General features: G+C 73.4%; 19 protein-coding genes. 3 read left to right on the top strand and 16 right to left on the bottom strand.

Annotated elements, in window-relative coordinates; translation table 11 throughout:
- Positions 1–215: 215 nt before the first annotated feature.
- From ACIRD3_RS26555 to ACIRD3_RS26540, 4 genes are all read right to left on the bottom strand, one after another.
- Positions 216–1343 (bottom strand): GuaB3 family IMP dehydrogenase-related protein, encoded by a 1128-nt coding sequence (locus tag ACIRD3_RS26555; RefSeq protein WP_402221259.1) that lies wholly within the window; start codon positions 1341–1343, stop codon positions 216–218.
- 205 nt (positions 1344–1548) lie between these two features.
- A complete protein-coding gene (guaB, locus tag ACIRD3_RS26550) occupies positions 1549–3051 on the bottom strand; it encodes an IMP dehydrogenase (RefSeq protein ID WP_402221257.1) in 1503 nt (500 codons plus the stop codon).
- A 285-nt stretch (positions 3052–3336) separates the two neighbouring features.
- Positions 3337–3918: an RNA polymerase sigma factor ShbA gene (shbA, locus tag ACIRD3_RS26545; RefSeq protein ID WP_402221278.1), complete on the bottom strand. Its 582-nt coding sequence runs from the start codon at positions 3916–3918 to the stop codon at positions 3337–3339.
- A 503-nt stretch (positions 3919–4421) separates the two neighbouring features.
- Positions 4422–5033 carry a response regulator transcription factor gene (locus ACIRD3_RS26540; RefSeq protein WP_014136228.1) on the bottom strand — a complete coding sequence of 204 codons (612 nt, stop codon included), beginning with the start codon at positions 5031–5033 and terminating at the stop codon, positions 4422–4424.
- A gap of 563 nt (positions 5034–5596) precedes the next feature.
- On the opposite strand from ACIRD3_RS26540, the gene ACIRD3_RS26535 reads away from it, so the two are divergent.
- On the top strand, positions 5597–5923 hold the full coding sequence (locus ACIRD3_RS26535; protein WP_030055868.1) for a WhiB family transcriptional regulator: 327 nt from the start codon (positions 5597–5599) through the stop codon (positions 5921–5923).
- A 97-nt stretch (positions 5924–6020) separates the two neighbouring features.
- On the opposite strand, the gene ACIRD3_RS26530 is transcribed toward ACIRD3_RS26535, so the two are convergent.
- The 3 genes from ACIRD3_RS26530 to groES form a co-directional block, all read right to left on the bottom strand.
- Positions 6021–7019, bottom strand: coding sequence for a LysR family transcriptional regulator (locus ACIRD3_RS26530; protein WP_402221253.1), 999 nt, complete (start codon positions 7017–7019; stop codon positions 6021–6023).
- 175 nt (positions 7020–7194) lie between these two features.
- On the bottom strand, positions 7195–8826 hold the full coding sequence (gene groL, locus ACIRD3_RS26525) for a chaperonin GroEL (RefSeq protein ID WP_402221250.1): 1632 nt from the start codon (positions 8824–8826) through the stop codon (positions 7195–7197).
- Positions 8827–8942: 116 nt separating this feature from the next.
- Positions 8943–9248 carry a co-chaperone GroES gene (groES, locus tag ACIRD3_RS26520; protein ID WP_014136232.1) on the bottom strand — a complete coding sequence of 102 codons (306 nt, stop codon included), beginning with the start codon at positions 9246–9248 and terminating at the stop codon, positions 8943–8945.
- A gap of 334 nt (positions 9249–9582) precedes the next feature.
- Between groES and ACIRD3_RS26515 the strand changes: the two genes are divergently transcribed.
- Positions 9583–10758, top strand: coding sequence for a methyltransferase domain-containing protein (locus tag ACIRD3_RS26515; protein WP_402221247.1), 1176 nt, complete (start codon positions 9583–9585; stop codon positions 10756–10758).
- 19 nt (positions 10759–10777) lie between these two features.
- Here the strand turns inward: ACIRD3_RS26515 and ACIRD3_RS26510 are convergent, their stop codons facing one another.
- From ACIRD3_RS26510 to tsaB, 5 genes are all read right to left on the bottom strand, one after another.
- Positions 10778–11692, bottom strand: a complete 915-nt coding sequence (locus tag ACIRD3_RS26510; protein ID WP_402221244.1) for a polysaccharide deacetylase family protein — start codon at positions 11690–11692, stop codon at positions 10778–10780.
- A gap of 80 nt (positions 11693–11772) precedes the next feature.
- Positions 11773–12051, bottom strand: coding sequence for a hypothetical protein (locus tag ACIRD3_RS26505; protein ID WP_402221242.1), 279 nt, complete (start codon positions 12049–12051; stop codon positions 11773–11775).
- Positions 12048–13154, bottom strand: coding sequence for a tRNA (adenosine(37)-N6)-threonylcarbamoyltransferase complex transferase subunit TsaD (gene tsaD / locus ACIRD3_RS26500; protein WP_402221240.1), 1107 nt, complete (start codon positions 13152–13154; stop codon positions 12048–12050). Before tsaD ends, ACIRD3_RS26505 begins: the two co-directional genes overlap by 4 nt.
- Positions 13147–13635, bottom strand: coding sequence for a ribosomal protein S18-alanine N-acetyltransferase (gene rimI / locus ACIRD3_RS26495; protein WP_402221275.1), 489 nt, complete (start codon positions 13633–13635; stop codon positions 13147–13149). Before rimI ends, tsaD begins: the two co-directional genes overlap by 8 nt.
- Positions 13636–13658: 23 nt before the next feature.
- Positions 13659–14333, bottom strand: a complete 675-nt coding sequence (gene tsaB / locus ACIRD3_RS26490; RefSeq protein ID WP_402221238.1) for a tRNA (adenosine(37)-N6)-threonylcarbamoyltransferase complex dimerization subunit type 1 TsaB — start codon at positions 14331–14333, stop codon at positions 13659–13661.
- 152 nt (positions 14334–14485) lie between these two features.
- Between tsaB and ACIRD3_RS26485 the strand changes: the two genes are divergently transcribed.
- The gene (locus tag ACIRD3_RS26485) at positions 14486–15052 is read left to right on the top strand and encodes a hypothetical protein (protein WP_402221272.1); all 567 of its coding nucleotides are present in this window, start codon (positions 14486–14488) and stop codon (positions 15050–15052) included.
- A 40-nt stretch (positions 15053–15092) separates the two neighbouring features.
- Here the strand turns inward: ACIRD3_RS26485 and ACIRD3_RS26480 are convergent, their stop codons facing one another.
- The 4 genes from ACIRD3_RS26480 to alr form a co-directional block, all read right to left on the bottom strand.
- Positions 15093–15287, bottom strand: a complete 195-nt coding sequence (locus ACIRD3_RS26480; protein ID WP_402221236.1) for a hypothetical protein — start codon at positions 15285–15287, stop codon at positions 15093–15095.
- Positions 15288–15426: 139 nt separating this feature from the next.
- Entirely contained in the window at positions 15427–15921 is a 495-nt protein-coding gene (gene tsaE, locus ACIRD3_RS26475; protein ID WP_402221233.1) for a tRNA (adenosine(37)-N6)-threonylcarbamoyltransferase complex ATPase subunit type 1 TsaE, read from the bottom strand.
- Between the two features lie 109 nt (positions 15922–16030).
- Positions 16031–17317: an alpha/beta fold hydrolase gene (locus ACIRD3_RS26470; RefSeq protein ID WP_402221231.1), complete on the bottom strand. Its 1287-nt coding sequence runs from the start codon at positions 17315–17317 to the stop codon at positions 16031–16033.
- Positions 17314–18513: an alanine racemase gene (alr, locus tag ACIRD3_RS26465; RefSeq protein ID WP_402221229.1), complete on the bottom strand. Its 1200-nt coding sequence runs from the start codon at positions 18511–18513 to the stop codon at positions 17314–17316. Before alr ends, ACIRD3_RS26470 begins: the two co-directional genes overlap by 4 nt.
- Between the last annotated feature and the right edge of the window lie 63 nt (positions 18514–18576).

Raw genomic sequence — 18576 nt, 5'->3', positions numbered from 1 at the left:
CCCCCCCCCCCCCCCCCCCCCCCCCCCCCCCCCCCCCCCCCCCCCCCCCCCCCCCCCCCCCCCCCCCCCCCCCCCCCCCCCCCCCCCCCCCCCCCCGACCCCCCACCCTCCCGAAAGCCACCACCCACCCCCCAGCCCCGCGCAGCGGCACGGCACGCCCCCCGAACAGCCCAAAGGCCCCCACCGATCACCTCGGCAGGGGCCCCAAGCCACCCTCAGCGGTGGTCAAGCGCCGGATTCACCGTCACCTCGACCCGCTGGAACTCCTTGAGCTCCGTGTACCCCGTGGTCGCCATCGCCCGCCGCAGCGCCCCGAACAGGTTCATGGTCCCGTCCGGCGTGTGCGAGGGCCCGGTCAGGATCTCCTCGGTGGTGCCGACGGTCCCGAGGTCCACCCGCTTGCCGCGCGGCAGCTCCTCGTGGACGGCCTCCATGCCCCAGTGGAACCCCTTGCCCGGGGCATCCGTCGCACGGGCCAGCGCCGCACCGATCATCACCGCGTCCGCACCGCAGGCGACGGCCTTCGGGATGTCCCCGCTGTAGCCGACCCCACCGTCCGCGATCACGTGCACGTAGCGCCCGCCCGACTCGTCCATGTAGTCGCGACGAGCCGCCGCCACGTCCGCCACCGCGGTCGCCATCGGCACCTGGATGCCCAGCACGTTGCGGGTGGTGTGGGCGGCGCCGCCGCCGAAGCCGACCAGCACGCCGGCCGCGCCGGTCCGCATCAGGTGCAGCGCCGCGGTGTACGTGGCGCAGCCGCCGACGATCACCGGGACGTCCAGCTCGTAGATGAACTGCTTGAGGTTGAGCGGCTCGGCCGCGCCGGAGACGTGCTCGGCCGAGACGGTGGTGCCGCGGATGACGAAGACGTCGACGCCGGCGTCCACCACGGCCTTGGAGAACTCGGCGGTGCGCTGCGGCGAGAGCGCGGCGGCGGTGACGACACCGGAGTCACGGACCTCCTGGATCCGCTGCTTGATCAGCTCGGCGCGGATCGGCGCGGCGTAGATCTCCTGCAGGCGGCGGGTCGCGGTGGACGCGTCGGTGATCGAGGCGATCTCGTCCAGCAGCGGCTGCGGGTCCTCGTAGCGGGTCCACAGGCCTTCCAGGTTCAGCACGCCCAGGCCGCCGAGGCGGCCGATGGCGATGGCCTGCTGCGGCGAGACCACGCTGTCCATCGGGGCGGCCAGGAACGGCAGCTCGAAGCGGTAGGCGTCGATCTGCCAGGCGATCGAGACCTCCTTCGGGTCCCGGGTACGGCGGCTGGGGACGACGGCGATGTCGTCGAAGGCGTACGCCCGGCGGCCGCGCTTGCCTCGCCCGATCTCGATCTCAGTCACTTCGAGCCCTTCTGCTGTGTTGCTCATGCCCGCCGGGTCACCCCGGCCGCCCCCAGTATCCCGTACCGGAGCAGGCACCGCCCCGACGGCCCGCTCCCCGGACACCCCGAAGAGCCCCGCCACCGCGACCCCGGACACGCCGGAGGGCCCGCCCCTGCACCGCAGCGACGGACCCTCCTCGACACTCAGGCCACCGGCCCCCCGCTCACCGCGTCGAGTAGTTCGGCGCCTCGACGGTCATCTGGATGTCGTGCGGGTGGCTCTCCTTGAGGCCCGCCGAGGTGATCCGGACGAAGCGGCCCTTGCTCTCCATCTCACCGATGGTGGCGGCGCCGACGTAGCCCATGGTCTGGCGCAGACCGCCGACCAGCTGGTGCAGCACGGCCGACAGCGGACCGCGGTACGGCACCTGGCCCTCGATGCCCTCGGGGACGAGCTTGTCGTCCGAGGCGACCTCGGCCTGGAAGTAGCGGTCCTTGGAGTACGAGCGGCCCTGGCCGCGGGACTGCATGGCGCCCAGCGAGCCCATGCCGCGGTACGACTTGAACTGCTTGCCGTTGATGAACATCAGCTCACCCGGGGACTCCTCGCAGCCGGCCAGCAGCGAGCCGAGCATCACGGTGTCGGCGCCGGCGGCCAGCGCCTTGCCGATGTCGCCGGAGTACTGCAGGCCACCGTCGCCGATGACCGGCACGCCGGCCGCCTGGCAGGCCACCGCGGCCTCGTAGATGGCGGTGATCTGCGGGACGCCGATGCCGGCGACCACGCGCGTGGTGCAGATGGAGCCGGGGCCCACGCCGACCTTGACGCCGTCCACGCCGGCGTCGATCAGCGCCTGGGCGCCGTCCCGGGTGGCGACGTTGCCGCCGACCACGTCGACGCCGACGGCCGACTTGATCTTGGCGATCCAGGCCAGCGCGTTGTGGCTGTGGCCGTGCGAGGTGTCCACCACCAGGAAGTCCACGCCGGCCTCGACCAGGGCCTGGGCCCGGTCGAACGCCTCGGCGCTGGCGCCGACGGCGGCGCCGACCAGCAGCCGGCCCTCGGCGTCCTTGGCGGCGTTCGGGTACTGCTCGGCCTTCACGAAGTCCTTGACGGTGATCAGGCCCTTGATCCGGCCCTCGTCGTCGACCAGCGGCAGCTTCTCGATCTTGTGGCGGCGCAGCAGCGCCATCGCGTCCACGCCGGAGATGCCGACCTTGCCGGTGATCAGCGGCATCGGGGTCATGATCTCGCGGACCTGGCGGCTGCGGTCCGACTCGAAGGCCATGTCGCGGTTGGTGACGATGCCGAGCAGCTTGCCTGCCTCGTCGGCGATCGGGACGCCGGAGATGCGGAACTTGGCGCACAGCGCGTCGGCCTCGGCCAGCGTGGTGTCCGGGCCGACCGTGATCGGGTCGCTGACCATGCCGGACTCGGAGCGCTTCACCAGGTCCACCTGGTTGACCTGGTCCTCGACCGAGAGGTTGCGGTGCAGCACGCCGACGCCGCCCTGGCGCGCCATCGCGATGGCCATCCGCGACTCGGTGACCTTGTCCATCGCCGCGGAGAGCAGCGGGATGTTCACACGGACGTTCCGGGAGACCCGCGAGGAGGTGTCCACCTGGTTCGGCAGCACCTCGGAGGCCCCGGGCAGCAGCAGGACGTCATCGAACGTGAGCCCGAGCATGGCGAACTTCTCGGGTACGCCTGCGGCGTTGTAAGACATTTGGGGGGTACCTTCCGTGGCCGGCCTAATCCGCTCACGCCCTGACGGTGCGGGCGCATTCATCGCTCACTCGCGCAGACCACCGAAGCCGGATGCAATGGGAGGATCCTCCAAGAAGACCCTGCGCGCACCCGTGAAACTTTGGCAACCCGCCCAGGCGCCGATACCCCATGGTACTGGCACCGCGAATGTGTCCTCGTGTGCCCTTGACAACAACCCCGCCCGAAGGCTCATTCCGGCCGCCCGGGCAACCCCCGAAGACCTACCCGCACCAAGGGGCCCAGCTCAGGAGGACTCCTCCGCGAGCGCCCGCAGCCGGCTGAGCGCCCGGTGCTGGGCGACCCGGACGGCGCCCGGCGACATCCCGAGCACCTCGCCGGTCTCCTCCGCCGACAGCCCGGCGGCCACCCGCAGCAGCACCAGCTCGCGCTGACGGGCCGGCAGGTTGGACAGCAGCTCCTTGGCCCAGGCCGCGTCGCTGCTCAGCAGCGCCTGCTCCTCCGGGCCGAGCGCCTCGTCCGGCACCTCGGGCAGGTCGTCCTGCGGGACGACGGTCGAGCCGGGCCCGCGCATCGCGGCCCGCTGCAGATCGGCGATCTTGTGCGCCGCGATCCCGTACACGAAGGCCTCGAACGGCCGCCCCTGGTCCTTGTACCGGGGCAGCGCGCAGAGCACCGCCACGCAGACCTCCTGGGCGACGTCGTCCACGTGGTGCCGGGCCCCGCCCGGCAGCCGGACCAGCTTGGCGCGGCAGTACCGCAGCGCCAGCGGGTGGACGTAGGCGAGCAGCGCGTCGATCGCCGGGCCCTCGCCGCGCACCGCGGCCGCGACCAGCTCACCCACCAACGGCGAGCCACTCGAACCGATCACCGGCGGACGGACCGGCCCGACCGCGGCTCCCGAGCCGCCCGAACCCCCCGGAACACCGGGGCCACCCGGACCGCCCGCATCGGCGTACGACGGATCGTGACCCGGGTCGGAGGGCTCGGCCTCCACCGGGTCCGCCTGGCCGGCTGCGCCGGCGACGTCGTCGCGCATCGGTCCATGGTGCCTGGTCGAGCGGGAAAACGCGGCACCGCGTCCGGAGTTGTGCACCGGAACGTTATGCGCTGCCGCACCGTGGGGCGTGCCGCGCACCACCGGCCCCTCCTGCACCGTGCCGCCTCCCGCCCCGCCGTCGGTGGTCCCGTCCGTCGTGCCGTCCGCCGAGTGTCCTGCGGCTGCGTGGTTCGCCGCAGTGCCTGTCCGCTGGTCCCCGAGGTGCTCCACTCCTCCATGGTGCAACCTCGGGACCGTAACGTCACACGCCTGTGCGGCGCCCGTTCCGGAGACCACCGGCGGTGCGCCGCACCCGGCGGCGCCGCCGGCGGTCAGCGGACCAGGCCCCAGCGGAAGCCCAGCGCCACCGCGTGCGCGCGGTCGGAGGCCCCGAGCTTCTTGAACAGCCGTCGGGCGTGGGTCTTGACGGTGTCCTCGGACAGGAACAGCTCGCGCCCGATCTCGGCGTTGCTGCGGCCGTGGCTCATGCCCTCCAGCACCTGGATCTCACGCGCCGTCAGGGTCGGCGCCGCGCCCATGTCGGGGCTGCGCAGCCGACGCGGCGCGAGCCGCCAGGTCGGGTCGGCGAGGGCCTGGGTGACGGTGGCCCGCAGTTCGGCGCGCGAGGCGTCCTTGTGCAGGTACCCGCGGGCACCCGCGGCCACCGCGAGCGCGACACCGTCGAGGTCCTCGGCGACGGTGAGCATGATGATCCGCGCGCCCGGGTCGGCGGACAGCAGCCGCCGGACCGTCTCGACCCCGCCGAGGCCGGGCATCCGGACGTCCATCAGAACGAGATCGGAGCGGTCGGCCACCCAGCGGCGGAGGACCTCCTCCCCGTTCGTCGCGGTGGTGACCCGGTCCACACCGGGTACGGTCGCGACCGCGCGGCGAAGCGCCTCGCGGGCGAGCGGGGAATCGTCGCAAACGAGAACGGAAGTCATGACCGTCGTCCTCCGCAGCTGATCCGCGTCACGTTGAGCCTCCTGGCTGGTACGAACCTCTCCGACACGGCCGATCGGCGACAGACTCCGTGCTGATCGCCCCAACTTGCCCGCGATCGTTCCCGACGTCCGGCGCCCGCTAACCGCCTCCGCACTTCCAACGACCGTCACTCGAATGAGTTACGGCCTTCAGGGCCATCTCCACCACTGTACGTGGCCAACCCATTACGGATCAGCCGCATCGCGGTGCACACGCCGCACTTTTGCGCAGCTCGCGCGCGGTCGGCGCACGACCCGCACACCGTTTCGGGGCGTCCGCGCGCCCGTCGGCCACCCGATTGCCACGTCCGCGCCCGCCGAAGACCATTGCCCACTTTGCCCGTTTTTATAGCTTTCGTATGGTCATTGACTGTTGTGCCGGTGTGTGGGTGACTTGTCCATGGAGTTGCCTTAAGTCATATTTCCAGGTGTCCACACCAGTGCATCGAAGCCCCGCCGTACCGCTCGGCAGCAGCCCGCCGAGCGCCCGGCCGACGGCCGACGGCCTCTGAAGGGAATGAGCCATGGCAGATTTCTCCCGCCTCCCCGGTCCCAACGCGGACCTCTGGGACTGGCAGCTCTCCGCAGCCTGCCGTGGCGTGGACAGCTCGCTCTTCTTCCACCCCGAGGGCGAACGCGGGGCCGCACGCAGCTCGCGCGAGGCCAGCGCCAAGGAGGTGTGCATGCGCTGCCCGGTGATCGCCGAGTGCGCGGCGCACGCGCTGGCGGTCCGCGAGCCGTACGGCGTCTGGGGCGGGATGACGGAGGACGAGCGCGAGGAGATGCTGGGCCGCTCGCGGCACCGGCTGGTGGAGGTCCCGCTGACGCCGCCGGCGGTCGCACAGCACTAGATCCGACTCCGCGGCGCGCCGTGAAGAAACGTTTCTTCGCGGCGCCTCAGGGCGTTCGCGGCCGGTAGGGGGATCCACCCTCCCCCGGGACCAGCCGTCAGCGGGCGGCCGCCGCCCCCGCCAGCCGCTCCAGCATCAGGGCCACGGCCGGCACCTCGGCCAGGTCCGACAGGGTCAGCGCGACCACCTGGCGCACCGCCGGCGCCCCCGACGCCGTCCGCACCGGCACCGTCGACACGCCGTCAGGACGCACCGACTGCAGCGCCAGCCGGGGCAGCACCGCCACTCCGAGCCCGGCCGCCACCAGGCCGACCACCGCCGGGTAGTCGTCCGTCGCGAAGTCGATCCGGGGCTCGAACCCGGCACCCGCGCACAGCTCCACCAGGTGCCCCCGGCACTGCGGGCAGCCGGCGATCCACTGCTCCCCCGCCAGCTCGGCCAGCTCCACCGCCCCGCCCCGCCCGGCCAGCGGGTGGGCGGCGGGCAGCAGGCCCACCAGCGGGTCGTCCAGCAACGGGGTGACCACCAGATCGGACCAGTCGGTGCCGGCCGTCAGCTGCTGGGCCTCCAGATTGGCCTCGGCCCGCGCCTCGCGCGGCGTGCCGTGGGCGGGCGCCGGCAGCGCGGCGGCGCCGTCGGAGTGCGGGTAGCGGAAGGCCAGCGCGATCTCGCACTCGCCGCCGCGCAGCATCGCCAGCGACTCCGGCGGCTCCGCCTCGACCAGCGACACGCGCACCCCCGGATGGCCGTCCCGCAGCCGGGCGACGGCGGGCGGCACCAGGGTGGAACTCGCGGTCGGGAAGGACACCAACCGCACCCGCCCGGCCCGCAGCCCGGCGATCGCGGCCACCTCCTCCTCGGCGGCGGAGAGCCCGGCCAGGATCCCGGTGGCATGCTTGAGCAGGACCCGCCCGGCCTCGCTGAGCTGCATCCCGCGGCCCGAGCGGACCACCAACGGGGTGTCCACGGACTTCTCCAGCGCCTTCATCTGCTGGCTGATGGCGGGCTGGGTGCACCCCAGCTCCCGGGCGGCGGCGGAGAAGGAGCCGGTGCGGGCGACGGCACGCAGGACGCGCAGGTGGCGGGCCTCGATCATGCCTCAGTTATAAGGCAATCTTTGCGTTATGCAAAATTCTACTGATAGTTGAACCCTCAAGGGCGGCGCCCGCCACGAGCCCGTACGGCCCTACGGGCGGGCGGACAACGGCCGGAGGCCCGGCCCGCCTCCCCTCGCGGGGCGCGGACCGGGCCTCCGGTCAGTGGCTCGGGCCTCAGTGGGAGTGGCCGTGACCGTGGGAGTGGCCGTGACCGTTGTCGGCCTCCTCCTCCTTCTTCTCCACCACGAGGGTCTCGGTGGTGAGCAGCAGGGAGGCGATCGAGGCGGCGTTCTCCAGGGCGGAGCGGGTGACCTTGACCGGGTCGATGACGCCGGCCTTCACCAGGTCGCCGTACTCGCCGGTGGCGGCGTTGTAGCCCTGGCCGATCTCCAGCTCGGAGACCTTGGAGGTGATGACGTAGCCCTCCAGGCCGGCGTTCTGGGCGATCCAGCGCAGCGGCTCGTGCAGCGCCTTGCGGACCACGGCGACACCGGTGGCCTCGTCACCCGACAGGCCCAGGCCGTCGTTCAGCACCTTGGCGGCGTGGACCAGGGAGGCGCCACCACCGGCGACGATGCCCTCCTCGACCGCGGCGCGGGTCGCCGAGATGGCGTCCTCCAGGCGGTGCTTGCGCTCCTTCAGCTCCACCTCGGTGGCGGCGCCGACCTTGATGACGCAGACGCCGCCGGCCAGCTTGGCCAGGCGCTCCTGCAGCTTCTCGCGGTCCCAGTCGGAGTCGGTGGCGGCGATCTCGCCCTTGATCTGGGCGACGCGGCCGGCCACGGCCTCGGCGTCACCGGCACCGTCGACGACCGTGGTCTCGTCCTTGGTGATGGTCACGCGGCGGGCGGTGCCCAGCACGTCCAGGCCGACCTGGTCGAGCTTGAGGCCGACCTCCTCGGAGATGACCGTGCCGCCGGTCAGGGTGGCCAGGTCGCCGAGGATCGCCTTGCGGCGGTCGCCGAAGCCCGGGGCCTTGACGGCGACGGCGTTGAAGGTGCCGCGGATCTTGTTCACGACCAGGGTCGACAGCGCCTCGCCGTCGACGTCCTCGGCGATGATCAGCAGCGGCTTGGAGGCACCGCCCTGCAGGATCTTCTCCAGCAGCGGCAGCAGCTCCTGGATGGAGGAGATCTTGCCCTGGTTGATCAGGATGTACGGGTCCTCCAGGACCGCCTCCTGCCGCTCCGCGTCGGTGACGAAGTACGGCGACAGGTAGCCCTTGTCGAACTGCATGCCCTCGGTGAAGTCCAGCTCCACGCCGAAGGTGTTGGACTCCTCGACGGTGATGACACCGTCCTTGCCGACCTTGTCGATCGCCTCGGCGATCAGCTCGCCGACCTGGGTGTCCTGCGCGGAGAGGGACGCGACGGCGGCGACGTCGTCCTTGCCCTCGATCTCGCGGGCGACGGACAGCAGGTGCTCGGAGACGGCGGCGACGGCCTTGTCGATGCCCTTCTTCAGGGCGGCCGGGCCGGCACCGGCGGCGACGTTGCGCAGACCCTCGTTGACCAGGGCCTGGGCCAGCACGGTGGCGGTGGTGGTGCCGTCACCCGCGACGTCGTTGGTCTTGGTGGCGACCTCCTTGACGAGCTGCGCGCCAAGGTTCTCGTACGGGTCGTCCAGCTCGACCTCACGGGCGATGGTGACACCGTCGTTGGTGATGGTCGGGGCGCCGAACTTCTTGTCGATGACGACGTTGCGGCCCTTGGGGCCGATGGTCACCTTGACGGTGTCGGCCAGCTTGTTGACACCGCGCTCCAGCGAGCGGCGGGCGTCCTCGTCGAACTGCAGGATCTTCGCCATGTTCCCTATTCCCTCGGGGCTGCGGCCGGCCCACCGACCGCTGAACAACGTGAGCCAACAACCGCGCCCCGGGCCACTGTCACGAAGGACACGGATCCGGGGCGGGTCGGGACGTCTTACTTCTCGATGATCGCGAGGACGTCGCGGGCGGAGAGAACCAGGTACTCCTCGCCCTGGTACTTCACCTCGGTGCCGCCGTACTTCGAGTACAGGACGATGTCACCGACGGCGACGTCGAGCGGCAGACGCTGGCCGTCCTCGAAGCGACCCGGGCCGACGGCCAGGACGACGCCCTCCTGGGGCTTCTCCTTGGCGGTGTCCGGGATGACCAGGCCGGAGGCCGTGGTCGTCTCGGCGTCGAGCGGCTGGACCACGATGCGGTCCTCAAGCGGCTTGATGGCAACCTTGCTGCTGGTGGTCACGTCCGAGCTCCCCTTCGGAGATTACGGGGTTTTCTAACGGGTAGGGGCGAGCCTGCGAGCCTGCCGTCGCGGGGGTCAGACACGCTTCTTCGCGTTAGCACTCCCCCGGTGGGGAGTGCCAAGGACGACCATAGGCCCGTGTTAGCACTCAGTCAACCAGAGTGCCAACGGCGCGCCCGGGCAGTACCGGCTCACGGATGAGCGGCCGTACTCACGTGCGACCACCGGCGCCCTCTGCACACTCGTGCCACCGCCCCCTTCGTGATCCCCGTACTGCTCTGCCCGGGGATCTTCCGGTGAGTGCGGCGTCGCGCCGACCCGCGAGAATGGGCCCGTGGACACCGAGAACCTCCAGCCCCTGCTGACCCCCGAAGGCCAGGCCCTGCTCGCCGAGTTGCGCGAGTTCACCCCCGAGGAGGAGCTGGCGCTGGCCACCCGGTTGCGGCGGGAGCACCCGGCGGAGCTGGTGTCGGCGGCCTTCGGGCAGGCGCGGCTGCGGCAGCGGGCGCGGGCGAAGTTCGGGGCGGACGCGGACCTGATGTACTTCACGCCGAACGGGGTCGAGCAGTCCACCCGGCGCAGCGTGGCCGAGTGGCGGGCCCGGCGCTTCGCCGAGCTGGGCGTACGGCGGCTGGCGGACCTGTGCTGCGGCATCGGCGGGGACGTGCTGGCGCTGGCCCGGGCGGGCATCGAGGTGCTGGCCGTCGACAAGGACCCGGCGGCCTGCGCCGCCACCGCCGCGAACGCCGCCGCGCTGGGCCTGGCCGAGCTGGTCGAAGTGCGCTGCGCGGACGTCGCCGAGGTGGACGTCGCCAGCTACGACGCGGTGTTCACCGACCCGGCCCGGCGGACCTCGCGCGGCCGGGTGTTCGACCCGGAGGCGTACGCCCCGCCGCTGTCCTGGGCGATCGAGGCGGGCCGGCGGACCCCGATCGGGGCGCTGAAGGTCGCGCCGGGCATCCCGCACGAGGCCGTCCCGGCGGACGCCGAGGCCGAGTGGGTCTCCGACCACGGCGACGTCAAGGAGGCGGTGCTCTGGTTCGGCACCAAGGCCGCCCACCCGCACCGCGCCACCCTGCTGCCCCGGGCCGCCAGTCTGACCGGCGGCGACCTGCCCGACCCGCCGGCCGGCCCGGTCGGGCGCTACCTGTACGAACCGGACGGCGCGGTGATCCGGGCCCATCTGGTGGCCGAGGTCGCCGAGCAGGTCGGCGGCCGGCTGATCGACCCGAAGATCGCCTACCTGACCTCCGACGAGCTGGTCGCCACCCCGTACGCGCACGCCTTCGAGCTCACCGACGTGCTGCCCTTCCACATCAAGAAGCTGAAGGCGCTGCTGCGCGAGCGCGCCGTCGGCACCGTGGTGATCAAGAAGCGCGGGATGGCGATCACCCCGGAGGAGCTGCGCCGCCAGCTCAAGCCCTCCGGACCGAACACCGTCACGGTGATCCTCAGCCGCACCGACCACGGCCCGTTGATGATGCTGGGGCAGCCGGTCCGGGCGTCCTGACGGCGAGGGGAACGCCGGTTTACGAGGCCGGGGCCTGGATGTAGTCCTCCAGCCGGGCCACCGAGAAGCCCTGCTCCTGGATCCGGGCCAGCAGGTCGCCGAACATCTGGGTCATCGTGGCGCCCTTGAGCTCCTTGGGGCCGCGGAAGTGCGCCAGGACGATGTCGCCGGGCTTCAGCTTCTTGTCCGCCGCCTGGTACTGCATGTCGTGGATCTGCATCGACTCGCGCCACAGCACGATCGCGCGCGGCCCGCACTCCTGCACCGAGGTGTTGAGCGTCGGGGTGTTGGCGCCGTCGCCGAACGGCGGGCGGAACAGCAGCGGGGCGGTGCCGTACTGCTGGGTGAGCGCGGCCTGGTCGTCGCAGATCTCGGACTTCTGCTTGTCGGCCGGGAGCTTGCTCATCACCGGGTGGGTGACAGTGTGGTTCTGCACGTGGTTGCCCAGGGCCTGGAGCGGCTTGAAGTAGCCGTAGTCGTTCTTGACGATGTCCTTCGTCAGGAACATCGAGATCGGCACCTTGAGGTCGGTCAGCATCTCGACGAACTTCGGGTCCTTCTCGGCGCCGTCGTCGATGGTGATGAAGACGACCTTGTCGCTCGTCTTCACCTCGCTGAACACCGGCACCGGGCCGGTCCGTTGGAGCTTGACGGGCTTGTCGGCGGGCGGTGCCGGGGCGGGTGCGAGCGGGGTGAGGTTCCACTTCGCCCAGGCCGCCGCGTCGGCGCCCGCCGGGGCGGTGGCCCCGGCGGTGGCGGCGCCGCCGGTCGGGGCGGGCGCGGCTCCGCTGGGCTTGGACGCGGCCGGCGCCGTCGTGCCGGCCGCCGGGGCGGCGCTGCCGCCGCCGTCGTCGCCGCACGCGGTGGCGAACGCCAGCAAGGCCAGCGCCCCCGCCGCGTACGTCCTGGTCCTGCTCAGCCCGTTCCTGCTCACCGCACCGCGCTCCCGGTTCCCGTCCAGCTTCCTCTCAGCTATGCACGGTAACGGCCGGGGTCCCGGTTCCCGCTGAAGGCCTATTCGACGGGCAGGGCCCGTTCGACGTGCTCGCTGGTGAAGGACCAGCGGTGCACCGGGCGGCCGAGCAGCTCGGCCGGCGGGTCGGCGACCGGCACCGGCTCGCCGCTCCACCAGGTGATCAGCAGCACCCGCTCGCCCGGTGCGGAGAGCAGCTCGGCGCGTTCCAGCCCGGCCGCACCGCGCACCGCCGGCAGCGCCGATTCCCGGACCCAGGCGGCGAGTTCGGCTCCCCGGCCGACTGCCGCCCGGGCCTCCCACATCGCGGCGACGGTCACGCGGCGCCGCCGCCGAGGGCGTCGTAGGCCTGGCCGTGGAGGTCCCCGTGCCCGATGCCCGCAGCCGGCACGTGGACGTCGGTCACCGGCAGCGAGGAGTCGGCGGAGAGGTCGAGGGAGGACGGAGCGCGGTCGCGCCACACCATCTCGGCGCCCAGCGCGGCGACCATCGCGCCGTTGTCGGTGCACAGGCCCGGCCGGGGCACCCGCAGCCGGATGCCGGCCCGGTCGCAGCGCTGCTGGGCCATCTCGCGCAGCCGCGAGTTGGCCGCCACACCGCCGCCGATCATCAGGTGGTCGACGCCGTTGTCCTTGCAGGCCTTGACGGCCTTGCGGGTGAGCACGTCGGTGACCGCCTCCTGGAAGGACGCCGCCACGTCGGCGATCGGCACCTCCTCGCCGGCCCGGCGCTTGGCCTCCACCCAGCGGGCGACGGCGGTCTTCAGGCCGGAGAAGGAGAAGTCGTACTCGGGGTCGTTCCGGCCGGACAGGCCGCGCGGGAAGGCGATCGCCTTGGGGTCGCCCTCGCGGGCCGTCCGGTCGACCACCGGGCCGCCGGGGAAGCCCAGGCCGAGCACCCGGGCGACCTTGTCGAAGGCCTCGCCGGCCGCGTCGTCGATGGTCGCGCCGAGCGGGCGCACGTCGGTGGTGATGTCCTCGCTGAGCAGCAGCGAGGAGTGCCCGCCGGAGACCAGCAGGGCCATCGTCGGCGAGGGCAGCCGGCCGTGCTCCAGCTGGTCGACGCAGATGTGCGAGGCGAGGTGGTTGACCCCGTACAGCGGCTTCTCCAGCGCCCAGGCGTACGCCTTGGCGGCGCTGACGCCGACCAGCAGCGCGCCGGCCAGGCCGGGGCCCGCGGTGACCGCGATGCCGTCCAGGTCGGTCGCCTTGACCCCGGCGGTGTCCAGCGCGCGCTGGATGGTCGGGACCATCGCCTCCAGGTGGGCGCGGCTGGCGATCTCCGGGACGACGCCGCCGAAGCGGGCGTGGTCGTTCACGCTGGAGGCGACCGCGTCGGCCAGCAGCGTGGTGCCGCGCACGATGCCGACGCCGGTCTCGTCGCAGGAGGTCTCGATGCCGAGGACGAGCGGTTCGTCAGCCATGGCGGGTGTCCTCAATGTCCTTCGGGTCAGTGCTGTCAGTGCGGGGGTGGTCGAGGCGCATCACCAGCGCGTCGACGTTGGCGGGCTGGTAGTAGCCGCGCCGGATGCCCACCGGTTCGAAGCCGTGGCGCTCGTACAGCCGCTGGGCGCGCGGGTTGTCCACCCGCACCTCCAGCAGCAGTTCGGCGCAGCCGCGCCGGACGGACTCCCGGATCAGGTCGGTGAGCAGCGCCGTGCCGAGGCCGGCGCCCTGGTGGCGATCGTCGACGGCGATGGTCTGGACGTCGCCCTCGCCGGCGATCGCCATCAGCCCGGCGTAGCCGACGATCGCGCCGTCGGCGGCGGTGGCGACGGTGTAGTGGCGGGTGCCGCCGGGGTGGGCCTCGGCCAGCTCGGACCAGAACATCCCGGTGGACCAGGCGTCCTCGGGGAAGAGCCGCTGCTCCAGTTCCATCACCGGCGCGATGTCCCACCAGCGCATCGGGCGCAGGGTGGTGCCGTGGTTCACGCCGGCAGCACCGCCTTGCCCCCCAGAACCGTCTTGTAGCCGGCCGGCACCTGGGCGTCCGGGCGGCGCAGGTACAGCGGGACGTTCGGCAGCAGCTCGCGCCCGGCGGCCAGCTCGGCGGCGGCGAAGCCGGCCAGGGCGCCGGCCGACACGTGCTCGGGGCCGTGCGCGTCCGGGAAGGCGTCGGGGTAGAGCAGCGCACCGGCGCCGACGGCGCGCGGCCGCGCTGCCAGCTCGGCGGGGCGGTCCACGCCGGGGCCCTCGCTGCGGCGGCCCTCGGCGTCGTAGGAGGCCCAGTAGACCTCCTTGCGGCGCGCGTCGGTGGCGACCGTGAACGGTTGCCCGGCCAGGCCCTCGGCGCGGGCCTGGAAGGCGATCGCGTCCAGGGTGCAGACGCCGTGCACCGGCAGCCCGAGGGCGTGGCCCAGCGCGGCGGCGGTCACCAGGCCGACCCGCAGGCCGGTGTACGGGCCCGGACCGACGCCGACCGCGATCCCGGTCAGCCGGTGCTTGTCCACCCCGGCCGTCCGCAGGACCCGGTCGATCGCGGGCAGCAGCAGTTCGCCGTGGCGCCGGGCGTCGACCTGGTGGGTCTCGGCCAGGACGGCGGTGCCGTCGTGGACGGCGGCGGTGACGGCGGGGGTAGCGGTGTCGAACGCGAGCAGCAGCACGGGTCAAGGTTAGACCGACGTTGGGCCGACCGGCCGATCGGCAAGGTGTGCCAGCCGGGAACACACATCCGAGGCGCTGCGAACCGGACGGACGGACCTGGCACGATAAGGCCGTACGGAATGGGACGGCAGCGGGAGCGCACGTGGCGAAGATGGGTCCTGGAGTGGTGGTCACGGGGCTGACCCTGGGGGCCCTGGCGGTGGTGAGCCTGCTGGCCTTCCAGGCCAACGGCGCCCAGGACCGGGCCGGCGGTGCCAAGCCCACCGTCACCACCACGGCGGCCGGCACGGCCACCGCGCCGGCGCCGACCGCCTCGGCCACCCCGACCGTCCCGCCGCTGCCGGCCACCTCGGGCGCGGGCACGCGGGTCGTCTACTCGGTCAGCGCGCACTACGTCTGGCTGGTCGACCCGAAGAAGAACCCGCAGGTCGCGGCCGCCTTCCCGGTCATCCCGGGCACGGTCGAGCCGGCCCCGGGCAGCTACGCGGTGACCAGCCGCACACCGACCACGACGGGCACGGACGGCCGGCAGATCGAGCACGTGGTGCGCTTCGCGCAGCAGAGCGGCGTGGTGTTCGGCTTCAGCGCGGCGGTGGACGGCACGACCCCGACCGCCGACCCGAAGGCCAAGACCGGCGGCATCCGCAGCGGCCGCGCCGAGGGCCAGCTGCTCTGGGACTTCGCGCCGAACGGCACCAAGGTGGTCGTGGTCGCCTAGCGCCCGGGGGACGCACCCCGCATCACGAAGAGCGGGCCCCTCACGCGGCCCGGGGTGTCTCCGCCTCGGGCTCCTCGGCCTGCCTGGGCGCGGGTTCGGGCGGTGTGGACACCGCCTCGGCGGCCGCGCAGGCGGCCAGCAGCGCCCGCATCGGCTCCCCCGGAGCGGGGCGGGCGGACTCTCCGGCCCCGGCGGCGCGGACGGCGCGCTCCGGGGCGGGGGTGGTGCTCGACATGGCGCCTCCCTAGTTAGGCAGACCTAACCGCAGCACCCATCCCACCACGCCCGGCACCCGGCCCGCAACATCTTGCCGACAGTCCGTCGGCAAGTCGGCGCGACCCGCCGCGCGGCCGGAGGGCCGCGCGGACACGCGGCTACGCCAGCTTCGCCAGCTCCACGTCCGCCCAGCGCGGGCCGATGCCGGTCAGCACCACCCGGCGGGGGTCGTGGTCGTCCCCGGCGGTGTCGCCCAGGGCCCGCTCGATCCGGACCTCCAGCCGGTCCTCGGACAGCCGCTCGACCTTGCCCTCGCCCCACTCGACCACGATCACCGACTCCGGCAGCGAGACGTCCAGGTCGAGGTCCTCCATCTCGTCCAGGTCCCCGCCCAGCCGGTACGCGTCCACGTGCACCAGTGACGGGCCGCCGACCAGCGAGGGGTGCACCCGCGCGATCACGAAGGTCGGCGAGGTCACCGCCCCGCGGACCTGCAGTCCCTCCCCCAAACCGCGGGTCAGCGTGGTCTTCCCGGCTCCCAGCTCGCCGGAGAGCAGCACCAGGTCACCCGGCCGCAGCAGCGCGGCCAGCTCCCGGCCGAGCCGGCCCATCCGGTCCGGGGTGGGGACGGTGAGAGTGGCGTGCGAGCCCATGCGCGATTCTTGCCCTTCGGTCCGTACCGGCGCGCCGACCACCGGCCGCCACCGCTACCGTGCCACATCGCCGCTCCCGGGTGCGGCGGGCGGGTGTCGGGACGGGCTGTCAGACGGGGTCGACGGCCGACTCGGCGGACGGCGCGACGGCCGACTCGGCCACCCGTTCCCGAGCCAGGTCGAGGACGGCCGCGGGCAGCGGCGCGGCCCCGGCGGACTCGGCGGCCCGGCGCAGCAGCAGGGCCAGCTCGCGGTCGACCGGCTCCGGTCGCTCCAGCATCACCAGGTGCCCGGCCCCCTCGGCCAGCACCAGCTCGGCGCCCGGCAGCCGCGCGACCATCGCCTCGCTGTGTGCCGAGGGCGTCAGCAGGTCCTTCGTCCCGGCCAGCACCAGGACCGGCAGACCGCGCAGCGCGGCCAGCGCCTCGTACTTCTCGTGCGCCCCGAAGACCGGGTAGAACTCGGCGACCACGTCGATCGGGGTGGCGTCCAGCAGTTGCTCGGCGAAGCGCACCACGCCCGGGTCGACGTCCCGGCTCCCGAAGGAGAACTTCCGGTAGAAGACCGCGGTCACGTCCGAGCCCAGCCGCCTGGTCGCCTCCACCAGGTCCACCTGGCGGCCCAGCAGCCTCACCACCCCGGGCGCGACCTTCTTGAACAGCTTCGCGCCGGCCGTCGGCAGGCCGAGGTTGACCTCGTTCCAGTCACCCGCGAGCGTGCCGATCAGGGCGACCCCGGCGACGCGCTCCCGGAACAGCTCCGGGGCCTGGTCGGCCAGCGCCATCACCGTCATGCCGCCCATCGAGTGGCCCACCAGCACCAGCGGTCCGGTCGGCGCGACGGCGTCGATCACCGCCTTGAGGTCGCCGCCCAGCTGGTCGATGCTGGCAGGCTCGCCCGCCAGGTACGTGCGGGAGCGCTCGGAGCGGCCGTGGCTGCGCTGGTCCCAGAAGACCAGCCGCATGCCCTCGCGCAGCGCGGCCCGCTGGAAGTGCCAGCTGTCCTGGTTGAGGCAGTAGCCGTGGCAGAACACCACCGTCAGTGGTTCGGCGCCGCTCGCCCGCCCGTCGGGCCCGGGGCGGTCCCCGGCGCCGTCCGGCGAGTCCCAGCCGGTGCCGTCCAGCTCCACGTACAGCTCGGTGCCGTCCGGTGCGGTCACCGTGCGCGGGCGCCCGCGCAGCGAGCCGTACGGGGCACCGGCGTCCAGCTCGGCCCTGGCCCGGCGGCGCATCGCCCGGCCGACCGTCAGCCGCTCGATCGCCACACCCGCGGCCGCACCGGCCGCCAGCACACCGACCGAGATCCCGATCACGCCCGCCCGGCTCACCCCGGAGGCCGCGCCGGCCGCCTTGGCGACCGCCGCGACCGCTCCGTCCCCGGTCGGCGTCTCGGTCATGCCGACGGCACCCGGGGGTGGCTGCCGCCCAGGTAGCGGCGGGGCACCCGGGCGCCGATCCGGGTGACGATCTCGTACGAGATGGTGCCGCAGGCGCGGGCCCAGTCCTCGGCGGTCGGCTCGCCGCGCTCGCCGTTGCCGAACAGCAGGGCCTCGTCGCCGATCCCGGGGGTGTCCCCGCCGAGGTCCACGACGAACTGGTCCATCGCCACCCGGCCGGCCACGGTGCGCCACTTGCCGCCGATCTGCACCGGCCCGGTGCCGCTGGCGTGCCGGGGGACGCCGTCGCCGTAGCCGACCGGGACCAGGCCCAGGGTGGTCGGGCCGGGGGTCGTGTAGTGGTGGCCGTAGCTGACGCCGTGCCCGCCGGGGACCTCCTTGACCAGCGCGAGCCGCGCGGTCAGCGCCATCACCGGGCGCAGCCCGAAGTCGGCCGGCGAGCCCACCTCGGGCACCGGCGACAGCCCGTACGCGGCCAGGCCGGTGCGGACCAGGTCGAAGTGCGACTCCGGCAGCAGCAGGGTGGCCGGCGAGTTCGCCAGGTGCCGCACCTCGGGGCGCAACCCGGCCGCCTCGGCCACGGCCAGCGCGCTGCGGTAGGAGTCCAGCTGGGCCCGGATCGACGGGTGGCCCGGCTCGTCGGCGGCCGCGAAGTGCGACCAGACGCCGACCACCGTGAGCAGCCCGTCGGCCTCGGCGCGCCGGGCGGCGGCCACCAGCTGCGGCCAGTCGTGCGGCTGGCAGCCGTTGCGGCCGAGGCCGGTGTCGGCCTTCAGGTGCACGCGCGCCGGGATGCCGGTCTCGCGCACGGCCGGGAGCAGCTCGTCCAGCGCCCACCGGCCGCTGACCGAGATGTCCAGGTCGGCCCGGAGCGCCTCGCGCCACGGCCCGCCGGGCGTCCACAGCCAGCACAGGATGCGGGCCCGCTCGGGGCCGATGCCCGCGGCCCGCAGCGCCAGCGCCTCGTCGGGCGTCGCGCAGCCGAGCCAGCCGACCCCGTTCGCGACCGCCTCGCGGGCGCACTCGACCGCGCCGTGGCCATAGGCGTCCGCCTTGACCGCGAGCATCACCGCCGTGCTGCCGACGCGCTCGCGCAGCGCCGCGAGGTTGCCGCGCAGGGCGGCGAGATCGATGGTCGCCTCGGCCCGTACGCCGTCGGTCAGGGTGGCTGTGCCGGTCGTGTTCGCAGTTGTCATCAGGGTCAGTCTCCCAGACGTCCCGGAGTCCTCGCCGAACGGCCCGTCGGTGCGGCGGCCGAC

It is taken from the genome of Kitasatospora sp. NPDC093550 (genome assembly GCF_044764985.1).
Lineage (GTDB): Bacteria > Actinomycetota > Actinomycetes > Streptomycetales > Streptomycetaceae > Kitasatospora.
This window is presented reverse-complemented; position numbering and strand designations above follow the sequence as displayed.